The organism is Bradyrhizobium manausense, assembly GCF_018130615.1.
Lineage (GTDB): Bacteria > Pseudomonadota > Alphaproteobacteria > Rhizobiales > Xanthobacteraceae > Bradyrhizobium > Bradyrhizobium manausense_A.
The window spans coordinates 125225-148732 of sequence record NZ_JAFCKB010000017.1 but is presented as its reverse complement, the minus strand read 5'-3'; the positions used below and the strand labels follow the sequence as shown (position 1 = coordinate 148732).

General features: G+C 63.5%; 19 protein-coding genes and 1 tRNA gene. 13 read left to right on the top strand and 7 right to left on the bottom strand.

From position 1 onward, the window contains the following. Positions 1-76: 76 nt before the first annotated feature. From JQ587_RS27185 to JQ587_RS27170, 4 genes are all read left to right on the top strand, one after another. Positions 77-1246, top strand: coding sequence for an MFS transporter (locus JQ587_RS27185; protein WP_212427347.1), 1170 nt, complete (start codon positions 77-79; stop codon positions 1244-1246). A 142-nt stretch (positions 1247-1388) separates the two neighbouring features. Next, positions 1389-4853 (top strand): carbamoyl-phosphate synthase large subunit, encoded by a 3465-nt coding sequence (carB, locus tag JQ587_RS27180; protein ID WP_212427346.1) that lies wholly within the window; start codon positions 1389-1391, stop codon positions 4851-4853. A 207-nt stretch (positions 4854-5060) separates the two neighbouring features. Continuing rightward, positions 5061-5534, top strand: coding sequence for a transcription elongation factor GreA (gene greA / locus JQ587_RS27175; RefSeq protein ID WP_212236205.1), 474 nt, complete (start codon positions 5061-5063; stop codon positions 5532-5534). A gap of 137 nt (positions 5535-5671) precedes the next feature. Then, a complete protein-coding gene (locus JQ587_RS27170) occupies positions 5672-6067 on the top strand; it encodes a DoxX family protein (protein ID WP_249149310.1) in 396 nt (131 codons plus the stop codon). 10 nt (positions 6068-6077) lie between these two features. Here the strand turns inward: JQ587_RS27170 and JQ587_RS27165 are convergent, their stop codons facing one another. Then, positions 6078-6557 carry an Lrp/AsnC family transcriptional regulator gene (locus JQ587_RS27165; protein ID WP_027534298.1) on the bottom strand — a complete coding sequence of 160 codons (480 nt, stop codon included), beginning with the start codon at positions 6555-6557 and terminating at the stop codon, positions 6078-6080. 267 nt (positions 6558-6824) lie between these two features. Here JQ587_RS27165 and trxB point away from each other — a divergent pair, with 267 nt between their 5' ends. From trxB to JQ587_RS27140, 5 genes are all read left to right on the top strand, one after another. Continuing rightward, positions 6825-7790, top strand: a complete 966-nt coding sequence (trxB, locus tag JQ587_RS27160) for a thioredoxin-disulfide reductase (protein ID WP_212427345.1) — start codon at positions 6825-6827, stop codon at positions 7788-7790. Between the two features lie 5 nt (positions 7791-7795). Beyond that, on the top strand, positions 7796-8719 hold the full coding sequence (locus JQ587_RS27155) for a LysR family transcriptional regulator (protein WP_164938875.1): 924 nt from the start codon (positions 7796-7798) through the stop codon (positions 8717-8719). A gap of 446 nt (positions 8720-9165) precedes the next feature. Then, a complete protein-coding gene (locus JQ587_RS27150) occupies positions 9166-10074 on the top strand; it encodes a 4-hydroxy-tetrahydrodipicolinate synthase family protein (RefSeq protein WP_212427344.1) in 909 nt (302 codons plus the stop codon). A 167-nt stretch (positions 10075-10241) separates the two neighbouring features. Continuing rightward, a complete protein-coding gene (locus JQ587_RS27145; protein ID WP_212296983.1) occupies positions 10242-10391 on the top strand; it encodes a hypothetical protein in 150 nt (49 codons plus the stop codon). 118 nt (positions 10392-10509) lie between these two features. Next, on the top strand, positions 10510-10653 hold the full coding sequence (locus JQ587_RS27140) for a hypothetical protein (protein ID WP_212296984.1): 144 nt from the start codon (positions 10510-10512) through the stop codon (positions 10651-10653). A gap of 78 nt (positions 10654-10731) precedes the next feature. Here JQ587_RS27140 and JQ587_RS27135 read toward each other — a convergent pair whose 3' ends face one another. Then, on the bottom strand, positions 10732-11409 hold the full coding sequence (locus JQ587_RS27135; RefSeq protein ID WP_025032179.1) for a ParA family protein: 678 nt from the start codon (positions 11407-11409) through the stop codon (positions 10732-10734). Positions 11410-11813: 404 nt separating this feature from the next. Then, positions 11814-12164, bottom strand: a complete 351-nt coding sequence (locus tag JQ587_RS27130; protein WP_212427343.1) for a hypothetical protein — start codon at positions 12162-12164, stop codon at positions 11814-11816. 374 nt (positions 12165-12538) lie between these two features. Between JQ587_RS27130 and JQ587_RS27125 the strand changes: the two genes are divergently transcribed. Together JQ587_RS27125 and JQ587_RS27120 are read left to right on the top strand one after the other, a co-directional pair. After that, complete coding sequence (locus JQ587_RS27125) at positions 12539-13486, top strand: AEC family transporter (protein ID WP_212427342.1); 948 nt, start codon at positions 12539-12541, stop codon at positions 13484-13486. A gap of 133 nt (positions 13487-13619) precedes the next feature. After that, complete coding sequence (locus JQ587_RS27120; protein ID WP_212427341.1) at positions 13620-13955, top strand: hypothetical protein; 336 nt, start codon at positions 13620-13622, stop codon at positions 13953-13955. Between the two features lie 102 nt (positions 13956-14057). On the opposite strand, the gene JQ587_RS27115 is transcribed toward JQ587_RS27120, so the two are convergent. Continuing rightward, positions 14058-15176: a helix-turn-helix transcriptional regulator gene (locus JQ587_RS27115; protein ID WP_212427340.1), complete on the bottom strand. Its 1119-nt coding sequence runs from the start codon at positions 15174-15176 to the stop codon at positions 14058-14060. Positions 15177-15629: 453 nt separating this feature from the next. Here JQ587_RS27115 and JQ587_RS27110 point away from each other — a divergent pair, with 453 nt between their 5' ends. Then, positions 15630-16133, top strand: coding sequence for a hypothetical protein (locus JQ587_RS27110; protein WP_212427339.1), 504 nt, complete (start codon positions 15630-15632; stop codon positions 16131-16133). 367 nt (positions 16134-16500) lie between these two features. Here the strand turns inward: JQ587_RS27110 and JQ587_RS27105 are convergent, their stop codons facing one another. The 3 genes from JQ587_RS27105 to JQ587_RS27095 form a co-directional block, all read right to left on the bottom strand. Then, on the bottom strand, positions 16501-18267 hold the full coding sequence (locus tag JQ587_RS27105; protein ID WP_212427338.1) for an adenylate/guanylate cyclase domain-containing protein: 1767 nt from the start codon (positions 18265-18267) through the stop codon (positions 16501-16503). Positions 18268-18563: 296 nt separating this feature from the next. Further along, positions 18564-18640 (bottom strand) — tRNA-His (locus tag JQ587_RS27100). 317 nt (positions 18641-18957) lie between these two features. Then, positions 18958-19389: a phasin gene (locus JQ587_RS27095; RefSeq protein ID WP_212427337.1), complete on the bottom strand. Its 432-nt coding sequence runs from the start codon at positions 19387-19389 to the stop codon at positions 18958-18960. A 642-nt stretch (positions 19390-20031) separates the two neighbouring features. On the opposite strand from JQ587_RS27095, the gene JQ587_RS27090 reads away from it, so the two are divergent. After that, positions 20032-23508 carry a PAS domain-containing sensor histidine kinase gene (locus tag JQ587_RS27090; protein ID WP_212427336.1) on the top strand — a complete coding sequence of 1159 codons (3477 nt, stop codon included), beginning with the start codon at positions 20032-20034 and terminating at the stop codon, positions 23506-23508.

The window sequence follows — 23508 nt, the reverse complement described above, 5'->3', positions numbered from 1 at the left end:
AGTTCTTGAACCAATTGACTCCCAAATCACCGCGTTCGATAGTTCAATAAACATTGAACATAAGGATCATCGTCGCATGAGCGTATTCTGGTTGGCCCTGGGGGCCTTCGCGATCGGTACCGAAGGCTTTGTCATTGCTGGGCTTTTGCCCTCGATCGCCAACGACCTCTCGATTTCAGTCTCTGCCGCTGGCCAGTTGGTCACCGCCTACGCCCTCACCTATGCCGTTGGCTCGCCGATCCTGGCGGTGGCGCTGAACAATATCGACCGCCGCACCGTGCTCGCGCTCGCCCTGGTGACGTTCATCACCGGGAATCTCGCGGCGATGGTGGCATCGAACTACGCCCTGCTGCTCGCCTCGCGCATGTTGATGGCGCTGGGCTCCGGCCTGTGCATGCCGACAGCGCTCGCCGTATCCGTGGCGGTCGCCTCGCCGGAACGGCGCGGCCGTGCCGTGGCACTCGTGACCTCAGGCCTCACGGTCGCCACCGTCATCGGCGTCCCCCTCGGCAACCTCGTCGGTAGTTGGCTGGGCTGGCGTGCGACCTTCGCCATGGTGGCCATGATCGGCACCGTTGCACTCGCCGGCCTCCTGCTCGGCCTGCCCCGCGGCCTGCCGCGCAACACAGCCTGGCTCAGCGATCGGCTGGCAGTGGCGCGCCACGGAAATGTCGTGATCGCGCTTGTCATCACAATTCTATGGGCGCTCGGCGGCTTCACCGTGTTCACCTATTTCGCGGTCCCGCTGCGCGGCCTGGGCTTCGATGCCTCTCAGATCAGCCTGGCACTGCTGGTGTTTGGCGGCGCGGCCGCGATCGGGAACATGCTGGGCGGCATTCTGGCGGACCGGCTTGGAACACTCACGACCGCGACTCTCGGGCTTGCCGGCATGGCGAGCGCCCTCATCCTGCATTCGCTGGTCCTGAAACTGATGCCCGGAGAGGCCCATTATGCGGTGCTGGGCGCGATCTTCCTCTGGGGCCTCTCGGGCTGGGCGTTCTATCCGGCCCAGATCGCCAGCATCATCCGGATCGAGCCTCAGGCCTCCATGATCGCGCTCTCGCTCAACGCCTCCGCCATGTATCTCGGCTTCGCCATTGGCGGCGCCTTAGGCGGAGCGGTGCTGGCCACCCTCTCGCCGAACGACCTCGGCTGGATCGGCGGATCGAGCGTTGCGGCCTCGCTTCTGGTGCATCTCGCCCGGGGCCGGCAGGCGCGGCCAAAACCCGTCAAAATTGCCGGTTGATGGGCATTTTTCGGGGTTTCGCCGCCCCGAAAACTGGTCTAAGACCCACCCGCGCGCGAGGGAGACCACCGCGCTCTCGGCCAAAGGGACGCGCAGCAGCGCGCCCTTTTTTTGTGCCCAAATCCGACTTCGGCGAGAGTTGATGCCCAAACGTACAGACATCACCACCATCCTCATCATCGGCGCCGGTCCCATCGTGATCGGCCAGGCCTGCGAGTTCGACTATTCGGGCACGCAGGCGGTGAAGACGCTGAAGGAAGAGGGCTACCGCATCGTCCTCGTCAATTCCAATCCGGCCACGATTATGACCGATCCGGAATTGGCCGATGCGACCTATATCGAGCCGATCACGCCCGAGATCGTCGCAAAGATCATCGAGAAGGAACGTCACGTCATTCCCGGCGGCTTCGCGCTGCTGCCGACCATGGGCGGACAGACCGCGCTGAACTGCGCGCTATCGCTGCGCCGGCAGGGCACGCTGGAGAAGTTCGACGTCGAGATGATCGGCGCGACCGCCGATGCGATCGACAAGGCCGAGGATCGGCAGCTGTTCCGCGAGGCCATGACCAAGATCGGGCTTGAGACGCCGAAGTCGCGTCTCGCCAACGCCTCCGAGCTGAAGAAGTCTTTCCGCGACAAATACCACGCCGAGCGCGAAAAGCTGTCGGGTGCTGCGCTCGAAGAGCTCGACCGGCAATGGACCCTCGGCGAGAGCGACCGCCGCAAGCGTTACCAGGAATACGCCTTCGGCCAGGCCATGATGGCGCTGTCCGAGATCGGCCTGCCCGCGATCATCCGCCCGTCCTTCACCATGGGCGGCACCGGCGGCGGCATCGCCTACAACAAGGAAGAGTTCCTCGACATCATCGAGCGCGGCCTTGACGCCTCGCCCACCAATGAAGTCCTGATCGAGGAATCCGTCCTCGGCTGGAAAGAGTTCGAGATGGAGGTGGTGCGCGACAAGAAGGACAATTGCATCATCGTCTGCTCGATCGAGAACTTCGATCCGATGGGCGTGCACACCGGCGACTCCATCACCGTCGCTCCGGCACTGACCCTGACGGACAAGGAATACCAGATCATGCGCGACGCCTCGCTGGCGGTGCTGCGCGAGATCGGTGTCGAGACCGGCGGCTCCAACGTGCAGTTCGGCGTCAATCCGGAAGACGGCCGCATGGTCGTCATCGAGATGAATCCGCGCGTGTCGCGTTCGTCAGCGCTGGCCTCGAAGGCCACGGGCTTCCCGATCGCCAAGGTCGCGGCAAAGCTCGCGATCGGCTACACGCTCGATGAAATCGCCAACGACATCACCGGCGGTGCGACGCCGGCCTCGTTCGAGCCGACGATCGACTACGTGGTGACCAAGATCCCGCGTTTCGCCTTCGAGAAATTCCCCGGCGCATCCTCCACGCTGACGACGTCGATGAAGTCGGTCGGCGAGGTCATGGCGATCGGCCGCACCTTCCAGGAGAGCCTGCAGAAGGCACTGCGCGGGCTCGAGACCGGGCTGACCGGCCTCGACGAGATCGAGATCGAGGGCCTGGGTCGAGACGACGACAAGAACGCGATCCGCGCCGCGCTCGGCACGCCGACGCCGAACCGCATTCTCCAGGTCGCGCAGGCGATGCGGCTCGGCTGGTCGAACGTGGACATCTTCAACTCCTGCAAGATCGATCCGTGGTTCCTCGGCGAGATGCGCGGCATCGTCGACATGGAAGAGAAGGTCAGGAAGCACGGCCTGCCCAGCAATGCTTTCGGCATGCGCACGCTCAAGACCATGGGTTTCTCCGACGCGCGCCTGGCAGTGCTTGCCGAGACGACGGAGGCGGAGGTCACCGCGAAGCGTCACGCGCTCGGCGTCCGTCCGGTCTACAAGCGCATCGATACGTGTGCGGCCGAATTCGCCTCGCCCACCGCCTACATGTACTCGACCTATGAGTCGCCGTTTGCAGGCAGCACGGCCGACGAGAGCACTCCGTCGGACAAGAAGAAGGTCATCATCCTCGGCGGCGGCCCGAACCGCATCGGCCAGGGTATCGAGTTCGACTATTGTTGCTGCCATGCCTGCTTCGCGCTGCATGATGCCGGCTATGAATCCATCATGGTCAACTGCAACCCGGAGACGGTGTCGACCGACTACGACACCGCCGATCGGCTCTATTTCGAGCCGCTCACCGCCGAGGACGTGCTGGAGATCATTGCCAAGGAGCGCAGCAACGGCACGCTGCATGGCGTGATCGTCCAATTCGGCGGCCAGACTCCGCTGAAACTCGCGCGCGCGCTCGAAGCCGCTGAAGTTCCGATCCTCGGTACCTCGCCCGACGCGATCGACCTTGCGGAAGACCGCGATCGCTTCAAGCGCGTGCTCGACAAGCTGCGGCTGAAGCAGCCGAAGAACGGCATCGCCTATTCGGTCGAGCAGGCCCGCCTGGTCTCTGCCGATCTCGGCCTGCCGCTGGTGGTGCGCCCGTCCTACGTGCTCGGTGGCCGCGCGATGCAGATCATCCGCGAGGAGAACCAGCTCAACGACTATCTGCTCGGCACGCTGCCGGAACTGGTGCCGGCCGACGTCAAGGCGCGCTACCCGAACGACAAGACCGGCCAGATCAATACCGTGCTCGGCAAGAACCCGCTGCTGTTCGACCGCTATCTGTCCGACGCCACTGAGATCGACGTCGACTGCCTCTGCGACGGCAAGGACACCTTCATCGTGGGCATCATGGAGCACATCGAGGAAGCGGGCATCCATTCCGGCGACTCCGCCTGCTCGCTGCCGCCGCACTCGCTCGACGCCAAGATGATCGAGGAGCTGGAGCGGCAGACGCGCGAACTCGCGCTCGGCCTCGACGTGGTCGGCCTGATGAACGTGCAATACGCCATCAAGGACGGCGATATCTACGTGCTCGAGGTCAATCCGCGCGCATCACGCACGGTGCCGTTCGTCGCCAAGGTGATCGGCACGCCGGTCGCCAAGATCGCCGCGCGCGTCATGGCCGGCGAGAAGCTCGCCGACTTCAAGCTGAAGAAGGCGGACCTCAAGCATGTCGGCGTGAAGGAATCGGTCTTTCCGTTCGCCCGCTTCCCAGGCGTCGACACCGTGCTGGGTCCGGAGATGCGCTCGACCGGCGAGGTCATGGGCATCGATCGCTCCTTCGCGGTGGCATTCGCCAAGAGCCAGCTCGGCGGCGGCACGCGGGTACCGCGCAAGGGCACGGTGTTCGTCTCGGTCCGTGAGAGCGACAAGGTTCGTATTGCCGAGGCCGTGCGCCAGCTGCATTCGCTTGGCTTCAAGGTGCTGGCGACCTCGGGTACGGCGCGCTTCCTGACCGATCAGGGCATCCCGGCGGAGAAGGTAAACAAGGTGCTGGAAGGACGGCCGCATATCGTCGACGCCATCACCAATGGCGACGTCCAGCTCGTTCTCAACACGACCGAAGGCCCGCAGGCGCTGGCCGACAGCCGATCGCTGCGGCGCGCGGCCCTCTTGCATAAAGTGCCGTATTACACCACTCTTTCCGGGGCCGTGGCGGCCGCGCAGGGCATCCGCGCCTATCTGGGCGGGGACCTTGAGGTTCGGACCCTGCAGAGCTACTTTTCGGAAACCTGATCACGAGCGGCGGCTCCGCTGCCGCTAAGTGATTGGCAATGAAGCCACAATGGCCGGAGGAACTGTCCGGCCATGCGGTTGTTCTGTTCCGGCGCCAGACCCACATAACGCTCCGGGGCGGCGTTTTCAGCCCCGGACATACTGACGAATCAAGGTTGCCGCGCCCTCTGTTTTTGGCGGGCGCGCGGCCGAAGGACGAGAGAAGAGATGGAAAAGGTTCCGATGACTGCGAGCGGCTTTGCCGCACTCGGGGAAGAATTGAAGAAGCGCCAGTCCGAGGACCGTCCGCGCATCATCGAGCATATCGCGGAGGCGCGCTCGCACGGCGACCTGTCCGAGAACGCGGAATACCACGCCGCGAAGGAAGAGCAGTCCCACAATGAGGGCCGTATCGCCGAGCTCGAGGACAAGCTCGCGCGCGCCGACATCATCGACATTTCCAAGCTCTCCGGCGACACCATCAAGTTCGGCGCCACCGTGACGTTGGTCGACGAGGACACCGAGAAGAAGGCGGTGTGGCAGATCGTCGGCGAGGTCGAGGCCGACGCCAAGAAGGGCCGTATCTCCATCACCTCGCCGCTGGCGCGTGCGCTGATCGGCAAGAAGAAAGGCTCGACCGTCGAGGTCAACGCTCCCGGCGGCGCCAAGGCGTACGAGATCACCAAGGTGGAGTGGCGGTAATCCACCCCGCAAGAGCTGCCCTGAAAAGCCGCGCAGCTTGCGCGGCTTTTCTGTTTCGCGATGTCTCCAGCGCGCGATTGTGAACTGCAGCGTCCTCCGTCATGCTCGGCGCCGCCGTCCGAGCAAGGGAGGACACGATGGACATCGATCGCATCGCCGCGCAAAGCCAGCCTTATCTGCTCAGCCTCTTCCGCTTCATCACCGGGCTAATGTTCTTTCACTATGGCGTCGCCAAGCTGTTCAAGTTTCCGCCGGTGGAGATGTTTTCCGAGGTCACGCCGTTGTCGCTCTGGGGCGTTGCCGGCATGTTCGAGTTCGTGCTCGGCGGTCTCTTGATGATCGGCCTCTTCACCCGATTGGCGGCTTTCATCCTTTCCGGTGAGATGGCCTTCGCCTATTTCATCGAGCACCTGCCGCACAGCTTCTTTCCCGTCGTCAACGACGGCGCGCTGGCGATCGTCCTGTGCTTCGCCTGTCTCTTCCTCGCCGCGGCGGGCAGCGGTCCGATCAGTGTGGACGCGATGCGGCGGTGACCCTTCGCTTCTACCGCCGTCCTTTCACGTCGAGCGGCACCGCCGCCTCATACTTCGAATTGTGCAGCACCAGCGACGTCCGGACGTTGCGCACGTGCGGCGCGGCAGTCAGGTGGGTGACGAAATCCTGGAAGGTCGCCATGTCAGGAGCGACGCATTTCAGGATGAAATCGACCTCGCCCGACAGCATCCAGCATTCCCGCACCAGCGGCTCGGCGCGGACGAATTCTTCGAAGGCGCGCAAATCGGCCTCCGCCTGACTGGAAAGGTGCACCGCCGCGAACACCGTGACATCGAAGCCGAGCTTTCGCGCATCCAGCAGCCCGCGATAGCCGTGAATGTAGCCCTCCTCCTCGAGCGCGCGGACCCGACGCAGGCATGGCGGCGGCGAAATACCGACCCTCTTGGCGAGTTCGACATTGGTGATTCGACCGTCCGCCTGGATCTCAGCGAGAATTTTCAGGTCGATCTCGTCTAGGTTCCGCGACACGTGATTGGAACTCCTGGCCTTAATGGCGGTATTGGGTGGGTCTGTCGCAATCCTCATAGCCCAGTCTGTGCCAAATCAGCAATTTTATTGCGCGTGCAGCGCAATCGACTTTTGTTCCTTGTTGGAAAAATCCGCCGACAGGGAATGCAATTCTTGCATAGCTCACCAGAAGGCTTAGATTAGCTCTGATATTTCAGCGCCTCCGCGAGGCCTCCCGGCACGTTCCGCGCCCGCGCTGCAAATCCCCCGTGAAAGGCGTCCATCGAAATGTCCGCTCCTGTTCATGCAAAAGTCGTCATCATTGGCTCCGGCCCCGCCGGTTACACCGCGGCGATCTACGCCGCGCGCGCGATGCTTGAGCCAATTCTGATCCAGGGCATGCAGGCCGGCGGCCAGCTCACCATCACCACCGACGTCGAAAACTATCCGGGCTTCGCCGACGTGATCCAGGGTCCCTGGCTGATGGAACAGATGGAGAAGCAGGCGGTCCATGTCGGCACCAGGATCGTCACCGATCTCGTCACCAAGCTCGAGACCGCGCAGCGCCCGTTCCGCCTCACCTGCGACTCCGGCGACGTCTATTTCGCCGACACCGTGATCCTCGCCACCGGCGCGCAGGCGCGCTGGCTCGGGTTGCCCTCAGAGGCGAAATTCCAGGGCGGCGGCGTATCGGCCTGCGCCACCTGCGACGGCTTCTTCTACCGCAACAAGGACGTCGTGGTGGTCGGGGGCGGCAATACCGCGGTCGAGGAAGCCCTGTACCTTACCAACCACGCCTCGCAGGTCACCATCGTGCATCGTCGCGATCACTTCCGCGCCGAGCGCATCCTGCAGGAACGTCTGTTCAATCATCCGAAGATCAAGGTGGTCTGGGACTCGGCCGTCGACGAGATCTGCGGCACCGAGAACCCGAGCAAGGTCACCCATGTGCGCCTGAAGAACGTCAAGACTGGCGCGCTGACGGACCTGAAGACCGACGGCGTCTTCATCGCCATCGGCCACGCGCCGGCGACGGAGCTCGTGAAGGACCAGATCAAGCTGAAACCGTCGGGCTATGTCGAGGTCGCCCCGAACTCGACCGCGACCTCCGTCCCCGGCCTGTTCGCCGCCGGTGACGTCGCTGACGAAACCTACCGCCAGGCCGTGACGGCCGCAGGCCTCGGCTGCATGGCAGCGCTCGAAGCCGAACGATTCTTGGCCCTGCGCGCCAGCGAGCGCGCAGCAGCGGAATAACGATCATGCCCCGAACACGCGACGGATTTACGGATATGGACTGGGACAAGCTGAAGGTGTTTCACGCGGCGGCGGAAGCGGGCAGCTTCACGCATGCGGGCGAGCAGCTCGGCCTGTCGCAATCGGCGGTGTCGCGCCAAGTCTCGGCACTGGAGCAGGAGCTTTCGGTCTCGCTGTTCCACCGCCATGCCCGCGGCCTGATCCTCACCGAGCAGGGCGACCTCTTGTTCCGCACCGCGCATGACGTGTTCATGCAGCTGCAGGCGGCGCGCGCGAAACTGACCGACAGCCGCGAGCGGCCGAGCGGCGATCTCAAGATCACCACCACGCCCGGCGTCGGCATCAACTGGCTGATCCCGCGGCTCGGCGAGTTCACTGCGCTCTATCCCGAGATCCGGATCTCGCTGATCGTCACCGACGAGGAGTTGGACCTCTCGATGCGCGAGGCCGACGTTGCGATCCGCACCCGCAAGCCGACGCAACCGGATCTCATCCAGCGCAAGCTCTTCGCGATGGGCTTCCACGCCTATTGCTCGCCGGAATACATCAAGCGCTTCGGCACGCCCCGCACGCTGGAAGAGCTCGATGCCCACCGCATCATCTCGCTCTCCGACGGCAACTTCGCGCCGCATTTGCAGAACCGTAACTGGCTGGTCGAAGCCGGTCGCAACGGCTCGGGTCCGCGCGAGGCCTATTTCAAGGTCAACAACATCCTCGGCTTGGTGCGCGCCTGTCAGCAAGGCCTCGGCATCGCCGCGCTGCCCGACTATCTCGTCGAGGAACAGAGCAAGCTCGTGCAACTGTTCGGCGAATCGGATTCGATCCAGCTCGATACGTATTTCGTCTATCCGGAGGAGCTGAAGACGGTCGCGCGCGTGCAGGTGTTCCGCGACTTCGTGGTGAGCAAGGCGCAGCGCTGGCCGTCCTGATTTCCGCATGACTGACATGCGGCCTCGGCTGTTGCTGCATGCCGCTCGTCAAGCTCATACTGCTTGTACGCTGAGCCTTCGCGTTGCGCATTTGTCCCCCTCCTCCAGTGGCGCGGGAGTTCAGTAATCCCTCTTGGAAGGTGATTGTGTCGGCCTCACGTGGCCAATACCTAAGCCGGGCCCTTCGGGTCCGGCTTTTTTTCTGTCTAAATCGGCTTTCGCCTTCCGCGTGTATTGACAGCTTTGGGCATACCCCGCATCATTTACGAATGATCACGAAGTCGTGCGCAATCGTCTCGAAAAAAGGCCCCCATCAGGGGACCTCGGATTTTTGCGCGCACTAGGCCGACTTCGTCATCGCGAGCCAATCCGGAAAACCCCGCCACCTGGACGGGGTTTTTTCATGTGCCCTCCGTCTCAGGTTCATTTGAGAAGGAGATAAGACCATGACCGATCTGCGAACCCATATGCATGGACTCTGGCTGCCGCTGGTGACGCCGTTTCGCGACAGCCGCCTCGACGAGGTGTCGCTGCGGCGGCTGACGCGGCACTACTGCACCCAAGCCATCGACGGCTTTATTCTCGGGGCGACCTCGGGCGAAGGCATGACGCTGCGCGACGCCGAGCTCGAGCGCCTCGTCGCCATCGTCCGCGATGAGATGGCGGCCGGCCGCCGCACGCTGCCGATCGGGCTTGGGCTATCAGGCGCGGACAGCTCGCGGATGAAGGAGCGGCTCGACGAGACCGCGGACTGGCCGATCGACTTCTATCTGATCGCGAGCCCCTATTACGTGCGACCGTCGCAGCGCGGCATCCTCGCCCATTTCGAGACACTGGCGGATCACGCGGCCTGGCCGCTCGCGCTCTACAACATTCCCTATCGCTGTGCCGTCGGCATCACCAACCAGACCCTGCTGCGGCTCGCCGAGCATCCCAACATCATCGGGCTGAAGGATTGCGGCGCGAGCCGCGAACAGTCGATCGCGCTGCTGCGCGACCGGCCGAAGGGCTTTCATGTGCTGACCGGCGAGGACGCGAACTATTTCGAGGCGCTCAGCGACGGCGCCGACGGTGGCATCTTGCTGTCCGCCCATCTCGAGACCGCGACGTTTGCCGCCGTCCATGCCGAGCTGAAGCGCGGCAATCCCGATGCGGCAGAGGCGCGCTGGCGGGAGGTCGCGGAGCTGACGCGGCTGTTGTTCGCAGAGCCGAGCCCGGCACCGGCGAAGTACTGGCTGTGGCGGACCGGCTTGATCGACAGCCCCGAGGTGCGCCTGCCCATGGTGGAAGTGAGCAGCGAGCTCGCCGCCACGCTCGACCGCGAGATCGAGCGGCGGATGAAAGTCGCAGCGTAACGTTCTCCCTCGCCTCTCCCCGCAACAGCGGGGGGAGTTGCGAGAACGCCGGCCTTGGTTAACCGGAGGCGAATGGCCTTCGCTGTCGCCGCATGGCGCATCCACGTCTCGTTTACGCAATGGCGCCTATCGTTCTCCCTCAACGACTTTCAAAAGGGGGAATGACCATGGGGCAACGCGTTCGCCCGACTGCGGCGGAAACCTTCGCGCCTGCCGATCTTTTGCAGGGAATTCTGGTGGTGTCCTCGTTCGGCTTCTGGGCCGTGGTGCTCGGCCTGATGCCGGTGCTGCTGTTTCGCGTCTGGCTGGCAGGCTGACGGGATAGTTAAGCGAAGGTCGCAAATGCGCTCAAAATGCGAGCGGAGCTGCAACCTGGAATTTTAAAACATCGTGCGTATCGTTCACCCCATAAGCGAAGAAATCGCGGGGGCGAATTTGAATAATCAGAATGATGCGGCGTCACATTACGACGCCGAGCAGGGCTTTTCCACCGAAGACATCATCTGGGCCGTCGGCATCTGGTCGGTGATCCTGACGCTGTCGCCGGTCATCGTCTTTTACATGCTGATGGTGGCGTAACTCACTTCCACCGGATTCCAGAAACGCAAAACGCGCGGACTTCCGCGCGTTTGTCGTCCGGGGAAATGATTGATGAAATTATGCCGCCTGCTTGTGCATTGCGCCGGATGCCGACGCCGTGCCGCGAATAGCTTTGACTGAACGCTCGATCGCCGCCCACAGCCTTGCAATTTCCTGGGCAGCACGGCTCTCGGCCTGATACTCACGCGCGCCTTCGCCGTGGCTGAGTGCCATCAACAAATCCGAACGATTGGTGATCTGACCGCCCCACACCGGCGCGCGGAACTTGGCAAGCGCCTCGCGGGCGATGGTGACGATCGGGCTCTCGGCTTCGTCGCGCTTGGCCGGCGCACCGTTGAGCACGACCGCGTAGGGCTTGCGCGCCGCGCGGCACATCTGGATGGTTTCCTGCACCGCGTTGACGTCGAACACGCCGGGCCGTGCGGGGATCACCACCATGGTGGCATTCTTGATCGCGTCGTCGACGACGGCCGACAGGTTCGGCGGCGTGTCGATCAACACCCATTCGTAACCGTCGCGCTTGGCCGCGGAGACGATGCCGCTGACCGAGTTCACGGCTGCCTTGATCGGCGGCTCGTTGGTGCCGCGCAGCTTGTGCCACAGCGTGAGCGAGCCCTGCGGATCCGCATCCACGAGCATCACCTGCTTGCTCGCCTTGATCTGCGCAGCGAGATGTGCAGCCAGGGTACTCTTGCCCGAGCCGCCTTTACGCGATGCAAAAACAATAACGTTCATACCTCTGGCCTCCAGATTGACCCCAGGCCGCGAAAATGAATCACCGCGCTGATTCGTGAAAGAAAAATTTATCGGCAGTTGCGTTACCGCCACGAAATAACAAGAGGTGTTGGCTTTTGAGTCACACTGCCGCGCGCGACGACAGACATGAACTGTCATGAATCGCCATTCGCACGGGCAATCGCGTGTTTTCCAGGCCATCACGCCGGAAAAACCCGACTGCAACCAGGCCGCGCAAACTCCCGCGGCGAGCTTTTCCATCGCATGCGAAGCGCAATCGCTGCAGGCGTGCGCGCAGGCTCCGCGAACAAAACGAGTCCGGTGGCTGTCGCGTGGCTGACGCCGCCCCGTCATCCCTGACGCAGGGGCATCACGCGTTTCGAGAAGCGAACGTGACGGGGTGCCTAGCCGTCCTCGGTCTTTTTCTTCTTGGTCGTCTTCGGCTTGCTCGTCTTCTTCGCCACGACGGGCGTGATGCTGGTCGGCTTGCCGGCGCGGCGCGCCTCGCCCGGCTCCGGTCCGCGGCGGAAGAACACCGCGCATTGCGGCGTCAGCTGCGCCTTCCTCTGGATCATGCAGGCGGTGATGGCATCGACGTTCGGAATGAACTCGCTGCAGAGCCGCATCGCATCCGGCGTGCAGGCCTGCTCCTCCTCGGGCGTGTAGGCAAAGCCCCTGCCCGGCAGCACCAGAACGGCGAGCGCCAGCGAGAGGCCAGCAGCAGCCATGGATGTCTTGAAGCGAGATGCCGGCATCGATCCCCCCAGAATGTCGAGTCGGACCGGAGTGTGGGTGAACGGACGTTCGTTGGCAACGAGGGGTAAGGCAAAAACGGCGCGTGTGCGGTCTCGGCAACAGGGACGACGTCGAATAGGCTTGAGGGCGGCGCTCCGGGCTCGCGCCACCTCTCCCGCGCGGCCACAGCAGGCCCAGCTAACTCCTGCCCTCCGACCCAAACCGCGAAAACAACCCCATGCACCGTAGCCAGATCACCGGCGCCCCTTGCGAATTTCGTCCACCTTGCGGATTTTACGAATTTCCTTTGACACGTCGGGCAAAACACCGGCATGATGGCAGCATCGAGACGCGCGTGGGGTGGGCCTGATCTCCCCGTGAGGGGGAGGACCGCATGGCCACCGTATTGATCGTCGCACCGGTGTTTGCGCTGATCGCGGCCGGCTATGCGTCGGTGCTGTTTCGCTTCGTCTCCGAGGGCGCGCACAAGGGCATCTCCGAATTCGCCTTCAGCATCGCGATCCCCGCGCTGCTGTTTCGCACCATCGTCGTGTCGGAATTCCCCGACGTCAGCCCCTGGCGAATGTGGGGCGCCTATTACGGCGCGCTCGCGCTGACCTGGATTGCGGCGCTGGTAATCTCGGCGCTCATGCGCGAACGGCGCGAGGACCGCGAGGACGGCGTCGTGTTCGCAATCGGCTCGGTCTACGGCAACATCGTGATGCTCGGCATTCCGCTGGTGCTCTCGGCGCTCGGCAACGAGGCCGCCGGGCCGATGTCGCTGATCCTGTCGGTGAACACGCCGCTGCTGTGGCTGTGCGGTATTTTGCAGATGGAGCTCGTCAACCGCAAGCGGACGGGCTCGCCGCTCGCGGTCATCCGTCCGGTGCTCGCAGATCTCGCGCGCAATCCCTTGATGCTCGGCATCGGTTTCGGCGTCATCTGGCGCTTCACCGGCCTCGGCCTCAACCCCGTCGTCGACAAGACCGTCGAGCTGCTCGCGCAAGCGGGATCGCCGGCCGCGCTGATCGCGCTCGGCATCAATCTGTTTCGCTTCGAGGTGAAGGGCGAGATGGGAAGCGTCGTCGTGATGAGCGCGCTCAAGCTGCTGGCGATGCCGGCGATCGCGTATCTGCTGGCGAAGCTGCTCGGCCTGCCGCCGGTCGCCGCCGGCGTCATCGTGCTGTTCGCGGCGATGCCGACCGGCGCGAACGCGTACATCTTTGCGGTTCAGTATCAGCGGCTGGTCAACCCGGTCTCGGGCGCGGTGGCGCTGGGGACGCTGCTGGCGGCGGTGACGTTGCCGGTAGTGGTGCTGGTGGTGGCGGCAGGGGTGAGGTAGCTAGGAGATAACGCGCCGCGGAGGTCCGTCTGGCCCGAGGTTGCAGACGCCGCGGAACACGCGCCCGCCACGCGATAGCCATTTTGATCTGGCTCAACTCGGCCCTGATACCGGTCGATAAGGGTGGGCCTCAGTGATCACCCCGGGCAAATATTCCGTGTGGTTCAAGACGCCGGTCGGTGAAGGCGCCGGCGTGGTCGAGTTCGGCCCTGACGGAAAACTGACAGGCGGCGATTCCACGTTTGCCTATGCGGGAAACTGGACACAGCAGGGCGAGCTCTTCAAAGCCAGTCTTTCCGCCCGGCGCGTGACGCCGGGGCCGCCCGGTGTCTTCGGATTGGATGAGATCGACATCGTCGTGTCAGGCCGCTCGGTCGACGGCGCGTCCACGTCGTGTACGGGGTTCGCGAAGCAATCGCCGGGGTTGAAGCTTGAGGTGGAGCTTGTTCGGATCCTTGGGGATCAGTGACGATGCCCGTTACCGAGCGGAGTTCTGCTATTGGATTCACGGCAACGGTGCACAAGCTCGATTTTGATCGGCATTGGATAGCGTGCACCCTGCGGGCCACGATTACGACATTCGCGAGACCAACAGCACAAGCTCGGCTTGGCGGTTAACGCCGGTCTTGGTGAAAATGCTCTTCAGTTGGGTGCGGCCCGTTTCCTTGGCGATCTCGAGTCGATCGCAGACCAGATCGAGCCTGTCGCCCATCGCCAATTGCGACGCCAGCCGCGCTTCCGCTTCGGTCAGCTTGAATATGCTTTGAAGCACGGCTGTTTTGGTGAGGTGCGGCGATGCCGGATCGCGGAAGGTCAACAGGACCCGCGCTCCCAGGAACGGGGTTCTGGCGGCAACAGGGACCGAGAGCACGTTGAAGGCCCAGCTGCGCTTCCCGGGACGCTCCACGACGATGGGCTCGTGCGCAAGCGGGGCCGTTTCCGGCAGAAGCCTGAGCAGGGCATAGAAATCCTCGAGTTTCCGGCGCGCCTTACCGTCCGAGACCTCCAACCGTCGGTGCGACACGTGAACGCTGTCATCGAATATTTTATCCGCGGCAGCGTTCGTCGCGAGGACACAGCCGCTACGATGGAGCGCAAGCGCGGGCCACTGAACGAGGCTGAGAGCGTCCAGTGCGCCGGTCAGAACAGCATGCCCGACCGCCGATGATAAATTGGCGACCTCCGAAAGTGCTGCCGAGAAAGACTGGAGGCGGTCTCTCTCCCCGGCGTCGAAAGCGCCCTGGGCTTGCGTTCTCTGAAGCGCGACCATCCATGGCTCGCCTTGAGCGACAAACTGTATCCAGCCGCCCCACCGAAAACTGTTCGCGCCGAGAAAATCATTGTAGTAGGGGTCGCATTGGAGAAGCGACTTGAATTCTTCAGTCGTGAACAGATCGCCATCAACAAAGGCGCCGGATCTTTTCGCGTGCTTTTTCGCAAACGCCGAGACGCGCGGGTCCCGCAGGTGCCAGCCCTCCCGAAAATAGATATTTGTCAGGTGCTCTACCGAGGGCGTATAGGGCACGTCGGGCGTCCGCACGCCTGACTGCCGGAGGCTTGCGCCCTCGGCGCCGGCCAGGCGGCACAATTGCTCCAGCGAAGATCGCCACCTGCTACCATCGACGGCCGCTTCCCCAAGTTGGACCCGAAGCTTTGTCAGCTCGGTGTCATCAAACAATCGTCTGGTCATCGAAGAAACCTACCTGGCGGCGTTCACGATCACGATGATCCCGCTCACTAGGTATGAGCTGTCTAATTATCAAAAGACTAGCGAGCTCAACCATCCAGTCAAGACAACGCAAGACGACTGTTTGTAGATCCGCGGCCCAGCTTCACCGGCTTGGGGTTTCGGCCGCTGCCGACCTGTTGCGCAAGGGCGGCGGTTACCAGGGTTACGGTGACGATGCACAAAACCAGCCCCGGCTAGCGTTTTGACAGCGCACTATGAGCAGGATTGAGAGTTTAGTGCACTGGCACCGTAATCAACCAAATGATATTTGCTGCGATGCATGAGTCTGCTTGTGGCCCATCGCGACATATTGCCCTGCCGCATAAACTTGGTCGCCATTGAAGAGCAGCGGACGTAGTCACCAGCCAGGTGACGCCGCTGGGTTTATAGGCACACGGCCTAGGAGAAGACAGCATGAGCCATTTTCTGTGTGGTGAAATTGTATTCAGGGAAACCGGCGAGCCGGGATATTCTGAGGCCCTCTTTCTAATGATTGAAGCGAGCGCGAAGTTACGCCTTTGCGTTCAATTTGGTGTCAACGTTATTCAGAAGATCACTTTCGACATACTGGGATCGAAACCAAATAGGATTGAGCTCGATCGTCTGCCATTCTTCGTCGTAGGTTCGCCGATAGCAAATACCTCTGACGAAATATTCTATCCTCCTACCGAGCAATTTTCTCCCAACGAGCGCGCAAGCTATCTGACGAGTAAGATCGATGACCTTATTGCATGGGTCAGGATTGTATCAGAGGCCGAAAATACGATCGGGATGACTATCTATTTTTCAGAGGGGTATGACACGAACTACAAGCACGAAAGCTGCACGCTTGAGGAATTTCCGCGTACGATGTATCGGACTCTCTTGCCGCCGGCCGATGTCCCGAGCACGAAGATTTCAATAGAATGGGCTGAATAGGCGGCAATAGAAAATACGGCGACGCACCGTGGCAACCCGCCTGGACTGCACCTCGTAAGTAAGTCTTGGCTCGCGCGGCATCATCGGCCTGATTGAGGCCCGCGCCCTGGCGACATAGCCGCCCCAGAAGAACGTTGGTACCGTCCCGTATCCAAAAGAGTTTCACAGAACCGTGGTTGCCGGCAGGCCGGCGCCAATCTCCGGATGGCTTACGGTGCGGGCGATCCGCTGTCACCGCGGCTGGTGACGGCGATCCGGCGTCCAACTCCGGTTACGGTGACAGTGCTGGACTGCCCCCCTGACGTGAGACACGATAATTTCAGTGACAGGCCCGCGTCGCCGACAGAGAACGAGCAGATACACCCTCTCACTCCGGCAACTGGGTCTTCCTCAGGCCCTCGATGATCCGTTTCGATGATTGCGCGCTCCCAGCGATCCGCCCGGCTATTGTAAAGGCGGGGTCGGCCTGAAGAAGACGGGCCGCTGCCTCGCGCGCTTCTGCTTCACGTCCGAGATGCGCGAGAGCGGAGGTGAGACAGTAATACGCTGGGGGAAAGGAGGGATTCAGACGGAGAGCCCGCTTCGCAGCAACGACGGCCTCGTCGAAGCGACCAAGCTCGATCAGGCCCAGCCCCATGACGTTGAAAGACTGGAATAGCAGCGGGTCTACCGGACTCAAGCGCATCGCGATTTTCTGGCTTCGGATGGCTTCCTCAGGCAAGCCCGCAATCCTGTAGACCGTCCCCCTGCCATGCCATGCATGAAACGAATTCGAGTTGAGCGCGACCGACCTGTCCGCGATTTCGATGCTGCTCTCATAATCGCCCGTGAACGCCAGGGTCGCGGCGACAAATGCCAGCTTCTCCGCATCGTCATCGTCGACACCCATCGCCACTCTCAGCAGTCGAACCGCTTCCGCGCGGTCGGATTGCGGATCTCTCGAGTGGCCGCACAAGATATTGAGCATGTGGCAGGCCCCCACGATCGCGGCCACAAACCCGTAACGCGGATCCAACTCCAACGCGCGATCGCCCAGACGTATCGCCTCTGCCATTCCCTCGCGCGTGGCCAGGTAATATTGCGGCATCATGCGGAGGAAAAAGTCGTAAGCCGTGAGGTTCTCCGGTCGTCGCCGTGTTGCAATTTCTGTCTGGAGCAATTTTGGATGAATTGCCGAGACGACGGCGGTCGTTATTTCGTCCTGCAGAGCAAAAATGTCCGCCAAGTCGCGCTCGAACCTGTCCGCCCACAGGTGCGCCCCCGTCATCGCATCAATCAACTGTCCCGTGATACGAACTTTGCCCGATGCCTTGCGCACGGACCCCTCAAGGACGTAGCGGACGCCAAGCGCGCGTCCAACGTCCTTGATGTCGACAGCCCGATCCTTGAAGGTGAAACTGGAATTGCGTGCGATCACGAACAGCGATTTGAAGCGCGAGAGGGCGGTGATGATTTCCTCAACCATCCCATCGGCGAAATACGCCTGTTCGGGATCACCGGACATGTTCTGGAACGGGAGCACCGCAACGGAAGGCTTGTCGGGGATCGGAGGCGGGCTCTCGACCTCGGCGAAATGCGTGAAAGCAGCCTCTTGTGTTTCCGTTGGTGTCGCCGCGACGTGATAGGCCCTGACCGGCTCTTGGATGTTCTTCACCGTCTGAACACCAAGGTCCACGAAGGCCATCGGCAGAACCTTGTGCACCTGATCGTAGGTGGCACGGGAAATACACACGCCACCCGCTTTCGCAATCGACTGCAGTCGCGCGGCAATGTTCACACCGTCGCCGAAGAGATCCCCAGCGCGGATCATGACGTCACCAATGTGGATACCGATCCGGAAGCTTATGCGGCGATCGGATTTGAGACTGGCGTTGGCTTCGGCCAACGCGGTTTGCGCGTCCACCGCGCACTGCACGGCTTCCACTGCGCTGCCAAACTCGGCCAAAACACTATCGCCCGCCGTGTTCGCTATGCGGCCCCGATGCTGCCCGATGAGCTTATCCAGAATGGCACGGCGCTCGGTGAGACCCTTCAGGGTGCCAACCTCATCGTCGCCCATAAGCCGACTGTAGCCCTCGACGTCTGCCGCGAAGACTGCGACGAGCTTCCTGCTGACCTCGTTAAGGTCTGACATTGGTGCGCCAACGGCTGCCTAATCGCAACTTTGGGCCGCTCGGCTCCGAGCGTCAATCGGGCAAGGTTGGGCGTTTCAGGCCGATCTGGGCGTAGACCCACAGGGGGTCAAACGAAATAGCCCATTGGCTGGCGCTCATGCGCTGAAGTGGGGGTTTGGCACGGTGGATGGCCTTTCGCCGTTGGTGGTGAGCCAAGGCGATGACGACGCACCCCGTGGGCATGCCTTGAGGCTGGACGGGCCGAAGCTTGGTGATCGGGACGTTGCAGCATCGCGGGCCAGGTCTCTGCCGGCGCTGGTACAGTTGGGTGGGCTCGAACCACCGACCTCCTGTTCCACAGACAGGCGCTCTAACCAACTGAGCTACAACTGCATCCTTGCGAGCCGCCCTTGGGGGCGCCCTGAGAGGGCCGACAACCGAGGGGGCTGAACGGGGCGGAAACTAGGTGCAACGGCCGCCTTTGGCAAGGCCGCAAAATCCGATATTTGCCCCTCTCCAGCGCGATAAATCCTTGGATTCGATCGGCTGTCCACGATTTACCTCGTGAGACCTGATCCCCTCACCCGGCTCGCGCCGGACGATGCTTCGCATCGGCCGGGGCGATCCGACCTCTCCCTCCGGGAGAGGTGACAAAAAACCCGGGCCCTTAAGGCCCGGGTTTCCCTAATTGGATCGATCCGCCTTTTTGATCAGGCGGCCGGGTAGAACTTCGAGGCGGAGGCCTTGATCGGCTCGGCGGTCGCGCTGGCGGCGCGCTGGGCGATCTCGACCAGCTCCTTGGCCTGGGCCTGGAAGGTCTCGAGCTGGCTCTTGGCGTGGCCGGTCCAGAGCTGGAAGGCATCGGTCGGCGACTTGGTGCCGAGCAGCTCCTGGGTGAAATCCAGATGGGCCGTGGTGTTGGCCTTGGCGAATTCCATCAGCTTGGCGGTGTACTCGCTCGCGCCCTTGCTGGCCGAGGCGAACACGGCCTCGACGGTGCCGTTGTGGGTTTCGGCGGCGTCCTTGAACTTGGCGTAGTTCTCGCGGGCCTGCGAAACGCCCTTCTCGGCGAACGCACGCACCTGCTCGGGAACCTCGAACGGGATGATCGAGGCAGAAAACGGATCAGTCGCACCTGTCATGGTTGGTCCCTCGCGATAATGAAAAATGGAGTGAGCCTTCTGGCGCGCCCGCCGACCCAACCGGGGCCATTTCTTGTTACGACTGGCGGGTACGAAAGACTGGAACGCAAAACAAACGAGATGGCTCGTCCAGCGCCCAGTAGTATGGCTGCCTAACATGTCAACATTGTGCAACGCAAACGTGATCTCGCGTGCGTTGCAAGAATTTAATCCTGAAGGCGAGGTTCCCGGAATGGGGAACCGGTGGTTGAGGTATTTCCGTGCCCGTCATTCCGGGGCGCGCGCAGCGCGAGCCCGGAATCCTTCCATCGACCATCTCTGCGGCCCGATGGATTCCGGGCTCGCGACTTCGTCGCGCCCCGGAATGACGGCGAGGACTGATGCCTCGCCTGGGTCGCCCATCGCGGCGCGGCTGACGGTATTGGCGGTATCACGCCCCTTCCCCCCGCTTGAATCCTGCGGATGCAGCAAGGCGGCTGCTTGCGGGGGCGGCCGGATTAAGGTTATCGCGGCATTAGGACACCCCTCATAGGCTGGGGCCGTGGACCTGCCCGCGCCCGCGCGCGATACTAACCCTTTCTTAAGGCTGTCATTCCCGGCAGTCCCGACGTGAAGCGTGACAGCGAGACCTAAAGCCCGCCGATGACCAATTCGGATTTCCAGTTGCGAGGCGTCGGCGATCCCAGGCTGTCCGTGCACGCCACCTCTCCGCTGCCGGCGTGGCTGTGGTCGCTCGATGGCAGCCGCGTGCTGTGGGCCAACGCGGTCGGCGCAAAATTCTTCGCGGCGGCCAATGCGGCGGCCCTCGCACAAAAAACATTCGGCCCCGCCGATGGCCATCGCCGCCAGGTCGTGCAGCTGGCGCGCCGGCTGTCCGGAAACGGCGCGATCAGGCTGGAGCGGCTGCGCGGCTTCGGCGCCGGGCTCGGCGCGCTGATGACCTGCGCCTGTGCGCGGCTCACCTTTGCCGATGGCGGCGAAGGCGTGCTCGTCACCGCGATGGATGCGGGCGCGCGCAGCATGTCGCTGGTCGAGCGTCTGCATCGCCTGGTCGACGGCGCAACCACGCCGATGGCGGCGTTCGCGCCGGACGGAATGTTCGCCGGCGCCAGCGAGGCGGCGCGCCCCCTGCTCGGCTTTCGCGATCTCGGCGAGGCCGGGCTCGACCAGGCCCGCAGCGATGCGCTGAGACAAGGCCGCGTCGAGATGCCGATCGGCATCGGCAAGATGGTGCTGCAGCGGGTCGGCGTCGGCAGCGATGTCGGTCTGGTCGCGCTGATCGAGCCGGCGCCGCCACAAGCGGCGCCTGTTGCGGAGAGCTTGCCGGACCCTGCGCCTGAAGCGGAGCCTGCATCGACGCTGGAGGCGGCGGTTGAGCCTGTGCCGCCAGCCGCGGAGACACCGAGCGAGCCCGTCGCGGGAATCGACCTGTTCGATGCCTTTGCCGAGCTGGACGAGACGCCAGAGCCGGACGAGACGATCGCGCCCGCGCCGCCTGCGAGCGTGGTGACGACAGAGGAAACGGCGAGCGAGATCGTCGCGATCCAGGACACCGCGACGGAAGCGGCCGCAGAGCCTGTCTCGGAGACGATCACGGATGCGGCGGATGCCGCGCCGGAAACACCGGTTGAAAACCCGCCCGCAGCCATCGTGCCGCCGCAAGCCGCGCCGATCACGGCAGCCATGGTCGAGCCGCCCGGACATGCGCAGCCGCAGTCTGCCAATGCGGAGACACCGCGCCAGCATCCGCTGCGCTTCCTCTGGCAGATGGATGCGGAGGGGCGCTTTGTGCTGGCGTCAGCCGAATTCATTCGCCTGATGGGCACGCACACCGCCGCCGGCTTCGGCCGGCCCTGGCGCGAGATCGCCGACGAATTTTCGCTCGATCCCGAGGGCCGCGTCGCGCAGGCGCTGGCGAGCCACGACACCTGGGCAGGCATCACCGTGAACTGGCCGGCCGATGGCGGCGAGCATCTGCCGGTCGAGCTTGCCGGCCTGCCGGTCTACGACCACGCGCGCAACTTCGCCGGCTTCAAGGGCTTTGGCGTCTGCCGCGATCTCGACGGCCTCAACCGGCTCGATGCGCTGCGCCGCTACGAGCTGTTCGCCGCGCCGGTCGCGCAGCATGGCCTTTCCGCCGATGTGGTCGAGCCTGAGCCGGAGCCCACGCCCGCGGCAGAGGCGCCGCCTCTGCAGGTCGAGACTCCGCCATCTGAGCCCGAACCGATACCTGAGCCTGTCGCCGAACTGCCCGAACCCACAACCGAAGCGAATTCACACCCAACCGATCCGGAAACGCCAGTGGAAACGCCTCCGAATGTCGTGCCGTTCCGCGCACCCGGTGATCTCAGATCGCCCGGCGATCAGAGATCACCGACGCTGACACCGGTCGAGAACAGCGCGTTCAACGAGCTGGCGCGGCAATTGTCCGAACGGCTCGAACGCGAGCGCGAGCAGATTGCGTCCGCCGCAAACGAGCCGCCGGCCGCGGAGATCACGCCCGAACCGACGGAGCCCGAAGCGCCGCCCGCTGCGGCCGAATGGCTGACCGAGCCCGCGCCGCCCGCGCGCGGCGACAGCGCGCGCGACCGCACGCTGCTCGACCTGCTGCCGACGGGCATCCTGATCTACCGGCTCGATCGCCTGCTCTACGCCAACCCCGCCTTTCTCGCGCGCATGGGCTATGCCAGCATCAATGCGCTGGAAGATGCCGGCGGGCTGGACGCGCTCTATGTCGAGCCGGGCGTCTCCGCCGCCAGCAGCACGTCGCAAGCAGGCACGCCGGTGACGATCAGCGCCGCCATCGCCAATGGCGAGCAGCCGCTGGCGACGACGGAAGCGCATCTGCACACGATCGACTGGAACGGCGAGAGCGCGCATGCGCTGATCTGCGCGCTGCCGCAAGCCGCACCCATGATCGTCGCCCCGGTTGTCGCGCCGCCGGTGGCCGCCGAGACCGAGATCGACGAGCCGCTGGTCTACGCGCCCGAGCTCGAACCCGAAGCCGGAGACGCTGACGCCGAAGACCTCGCCGCGATCCTCGACACCACGGCCGAGGGCATCGTGATGTTCGATGCCGAGGGCAACATCCACGCCTGCAACCGCAGCGCCGAAGCGCTGTTCGGCTATGACGGCGAGGCGCTGCTGCAGCAGAACCTGGCGACGCTGTTCGCACCCGAGAGCCAGCAGGTCGTGCTCGACTATCTCGACAGCCTCAAGAGCCAGGACATTGCGAGCCTGCTCGACCATGGCCGCGAAGTGCTCGGCCGCGAGAAGAAAGGCGGCGTGCTGCCGCTCGCCATGATCATGGGCCGGACGCGGCCGGACGGCCCGAACTTCTTCGCCGTGTTCCGCGACCTCTCCCATGCGAAGAAAGGCGAGAGCGAGCTGACGCAGGCGCGTCGTCTGGTCGACGGCGCCGCCAATGCCAAGGCCGACATGCTGGCGCGGATCAGCCACGAGATCCGCACGCCGCTCAACGCCATCATCGGCTTTGCCGAGGTGATGATCTCCGAGCGCTTCGGCGCGCTCGGCAACGAGCGCTACGGCGAATACATGAAGGACATCCGCGCCTCCGGCGAGCGGGTGATCACCATCATCGACGATTTGCTGGAGCTGTCGCGGATCGAGACCGGCAAGCTCGATCTCGTCTTCGCCAACCTCAACCTCAACGACCTGGTCGAAGCCTGTGTCACCGTGATGCAGCCGCAGGCCAACCGCGAGCGCATCATCATCCGCACCTCGCTCGCGCATGCGCTGCCGCAGGTGACGGCGGACGCGCGCGCGCTGCGCCAGGTGACCATGAATCTGATCTCGAACTCGATCCGGCTTGCGAGTGCCGGCGGCCAGGTGATCGTCTCGACCGCACTGTCCGACCGCGGCGAGATCGCGCTTCGCATCCGCGACACCGGCCATGGCCTCAGCGAGCAGGAAGTCGCCGCCGCCATGGAGCCGTTCCGCACGCCGCCGCCCGGAGACGCCTCGGACAGCTCCGCACTGAGCCTGTCGCTGACCAAGGCCCTGGTCGAAGCCAACCGCGCCCAGTTCACCATCAGGAGCGCGGGGACGTCGGGGACGCTGATCGAAGTGACGTTCGCGCCGGTGGCGGCGCGGGCGTGA

Bases quoted from the DNA above. Each gene is read 5' to 3' on its own strand.
- JQ587_RS27095 (WP_212427337.1), bottom strand. From the start codon at position 19,389: ATGACAGGTGCGACTGATCCGTTTTCTGCCTCGATCATCCCGTTCGAG.
- JQ587_RS27135 (WP_025032179.1), bottom strand. From the start codon at position 11,409: ATGAACGTTATTGTTTTTGCATCGCGTAAAGGCGGCTCGGGCAAGAGT.
- JQ587_RS27145 (WP_212296983.1), top strand. From the start codon at position 10,242: ATGGGGCAACGCGTTCGCCCGACTGCGGCGGAAACCTTCGCGCCTGCC.
- greA (WP_212236205.1), top strand. From the start codon at position 5,061: ATGGAAAAGGTTCCGATGACTGCGAGCGGCTTTGCCGCACTCGGGGAA.
- JQ587_RS27185 (WP_212427347.1), top strand. From the start codon at position 77: ATGAGCGTATTCTGGTTGGCCCTGGGGGCCTTCGCGATCGGTACCGAA.
- JQ587_RS27105 (WP_212427338.1), bottom strand. From the start codon at position 18,267: ATGTCAGACCTTAACGAGGTCAGCAGGAAGCTCGTCGCAGTCTTCGCG.
- JQ587_RS27090 (WP_212427336.1), top strand. From the start codon at position 20,032: ATGACCAATTCGGATTTCCAGTTGCGAGGCGTCGGCGATCCCAGGCTG.
- JQ587_RS27125 (WP_212427342.1), top strand. From the start codon at position 12,539: ATGGCCACCGTATTGATCGTCGCACCGGTGTTTGCGCTGATCGCGGCC.
- trxB (WP_212427345.1), top strand. From the start codon at position 6,825: ATGTCCGCTCCTGTTCATGCAAAAGTCGTCATCATTGGCTCCGGCCCC.
- JQ587_RS27115 (WP_212427340.1), bottom strand. From the start codon at position 15,176: ATGACCAGACGATTGTTTGATGACACCGAGCTGACAAAGCTTCGGGTC.
- JQ587_RS27150 (WP_212427344.1), top strand. From the start codon at position 9,166: ATGACCGATCTGCGAACCCATATGCATGGACTCTGGCTGCCGCTGGTG.
- JQ587_RS27170 (WP_249149310.1), top strand. From the start codon at position 5,672: ATGGACATCGATCGCATCGCCGCGCAAAGCCAGCCTTATCTGCTCAGC.
- JQ587_RS27130 (WP_212427343.1), bottom strand. From the start codon at position 12,164: ATGCCGGCATCTCGCTTCAAGACATCCATGGCTGCTGCTGGCCTCTCG.
- carB (WP_212427346.1), top strand. From the start codon at position 1,389: ATGCCCAAACGTACAGACATCACCACCATCCTCATCATCGGCGCCGGT.
- JQ587_RS27110 (WP_212427339.1), top strand. From the start codon at position 15,630: ATGAGCCATTTTCTGTGTGGTGAAATTGTATTCAGGGAAACCGGCGAG.
- JQ587_RS27155 (WP_164938875.1), top strand. From the start codon at position 7,796: ATGCCCCGAACACGCGACGGATTTACGGATATGGACTGGGACAAGCTG.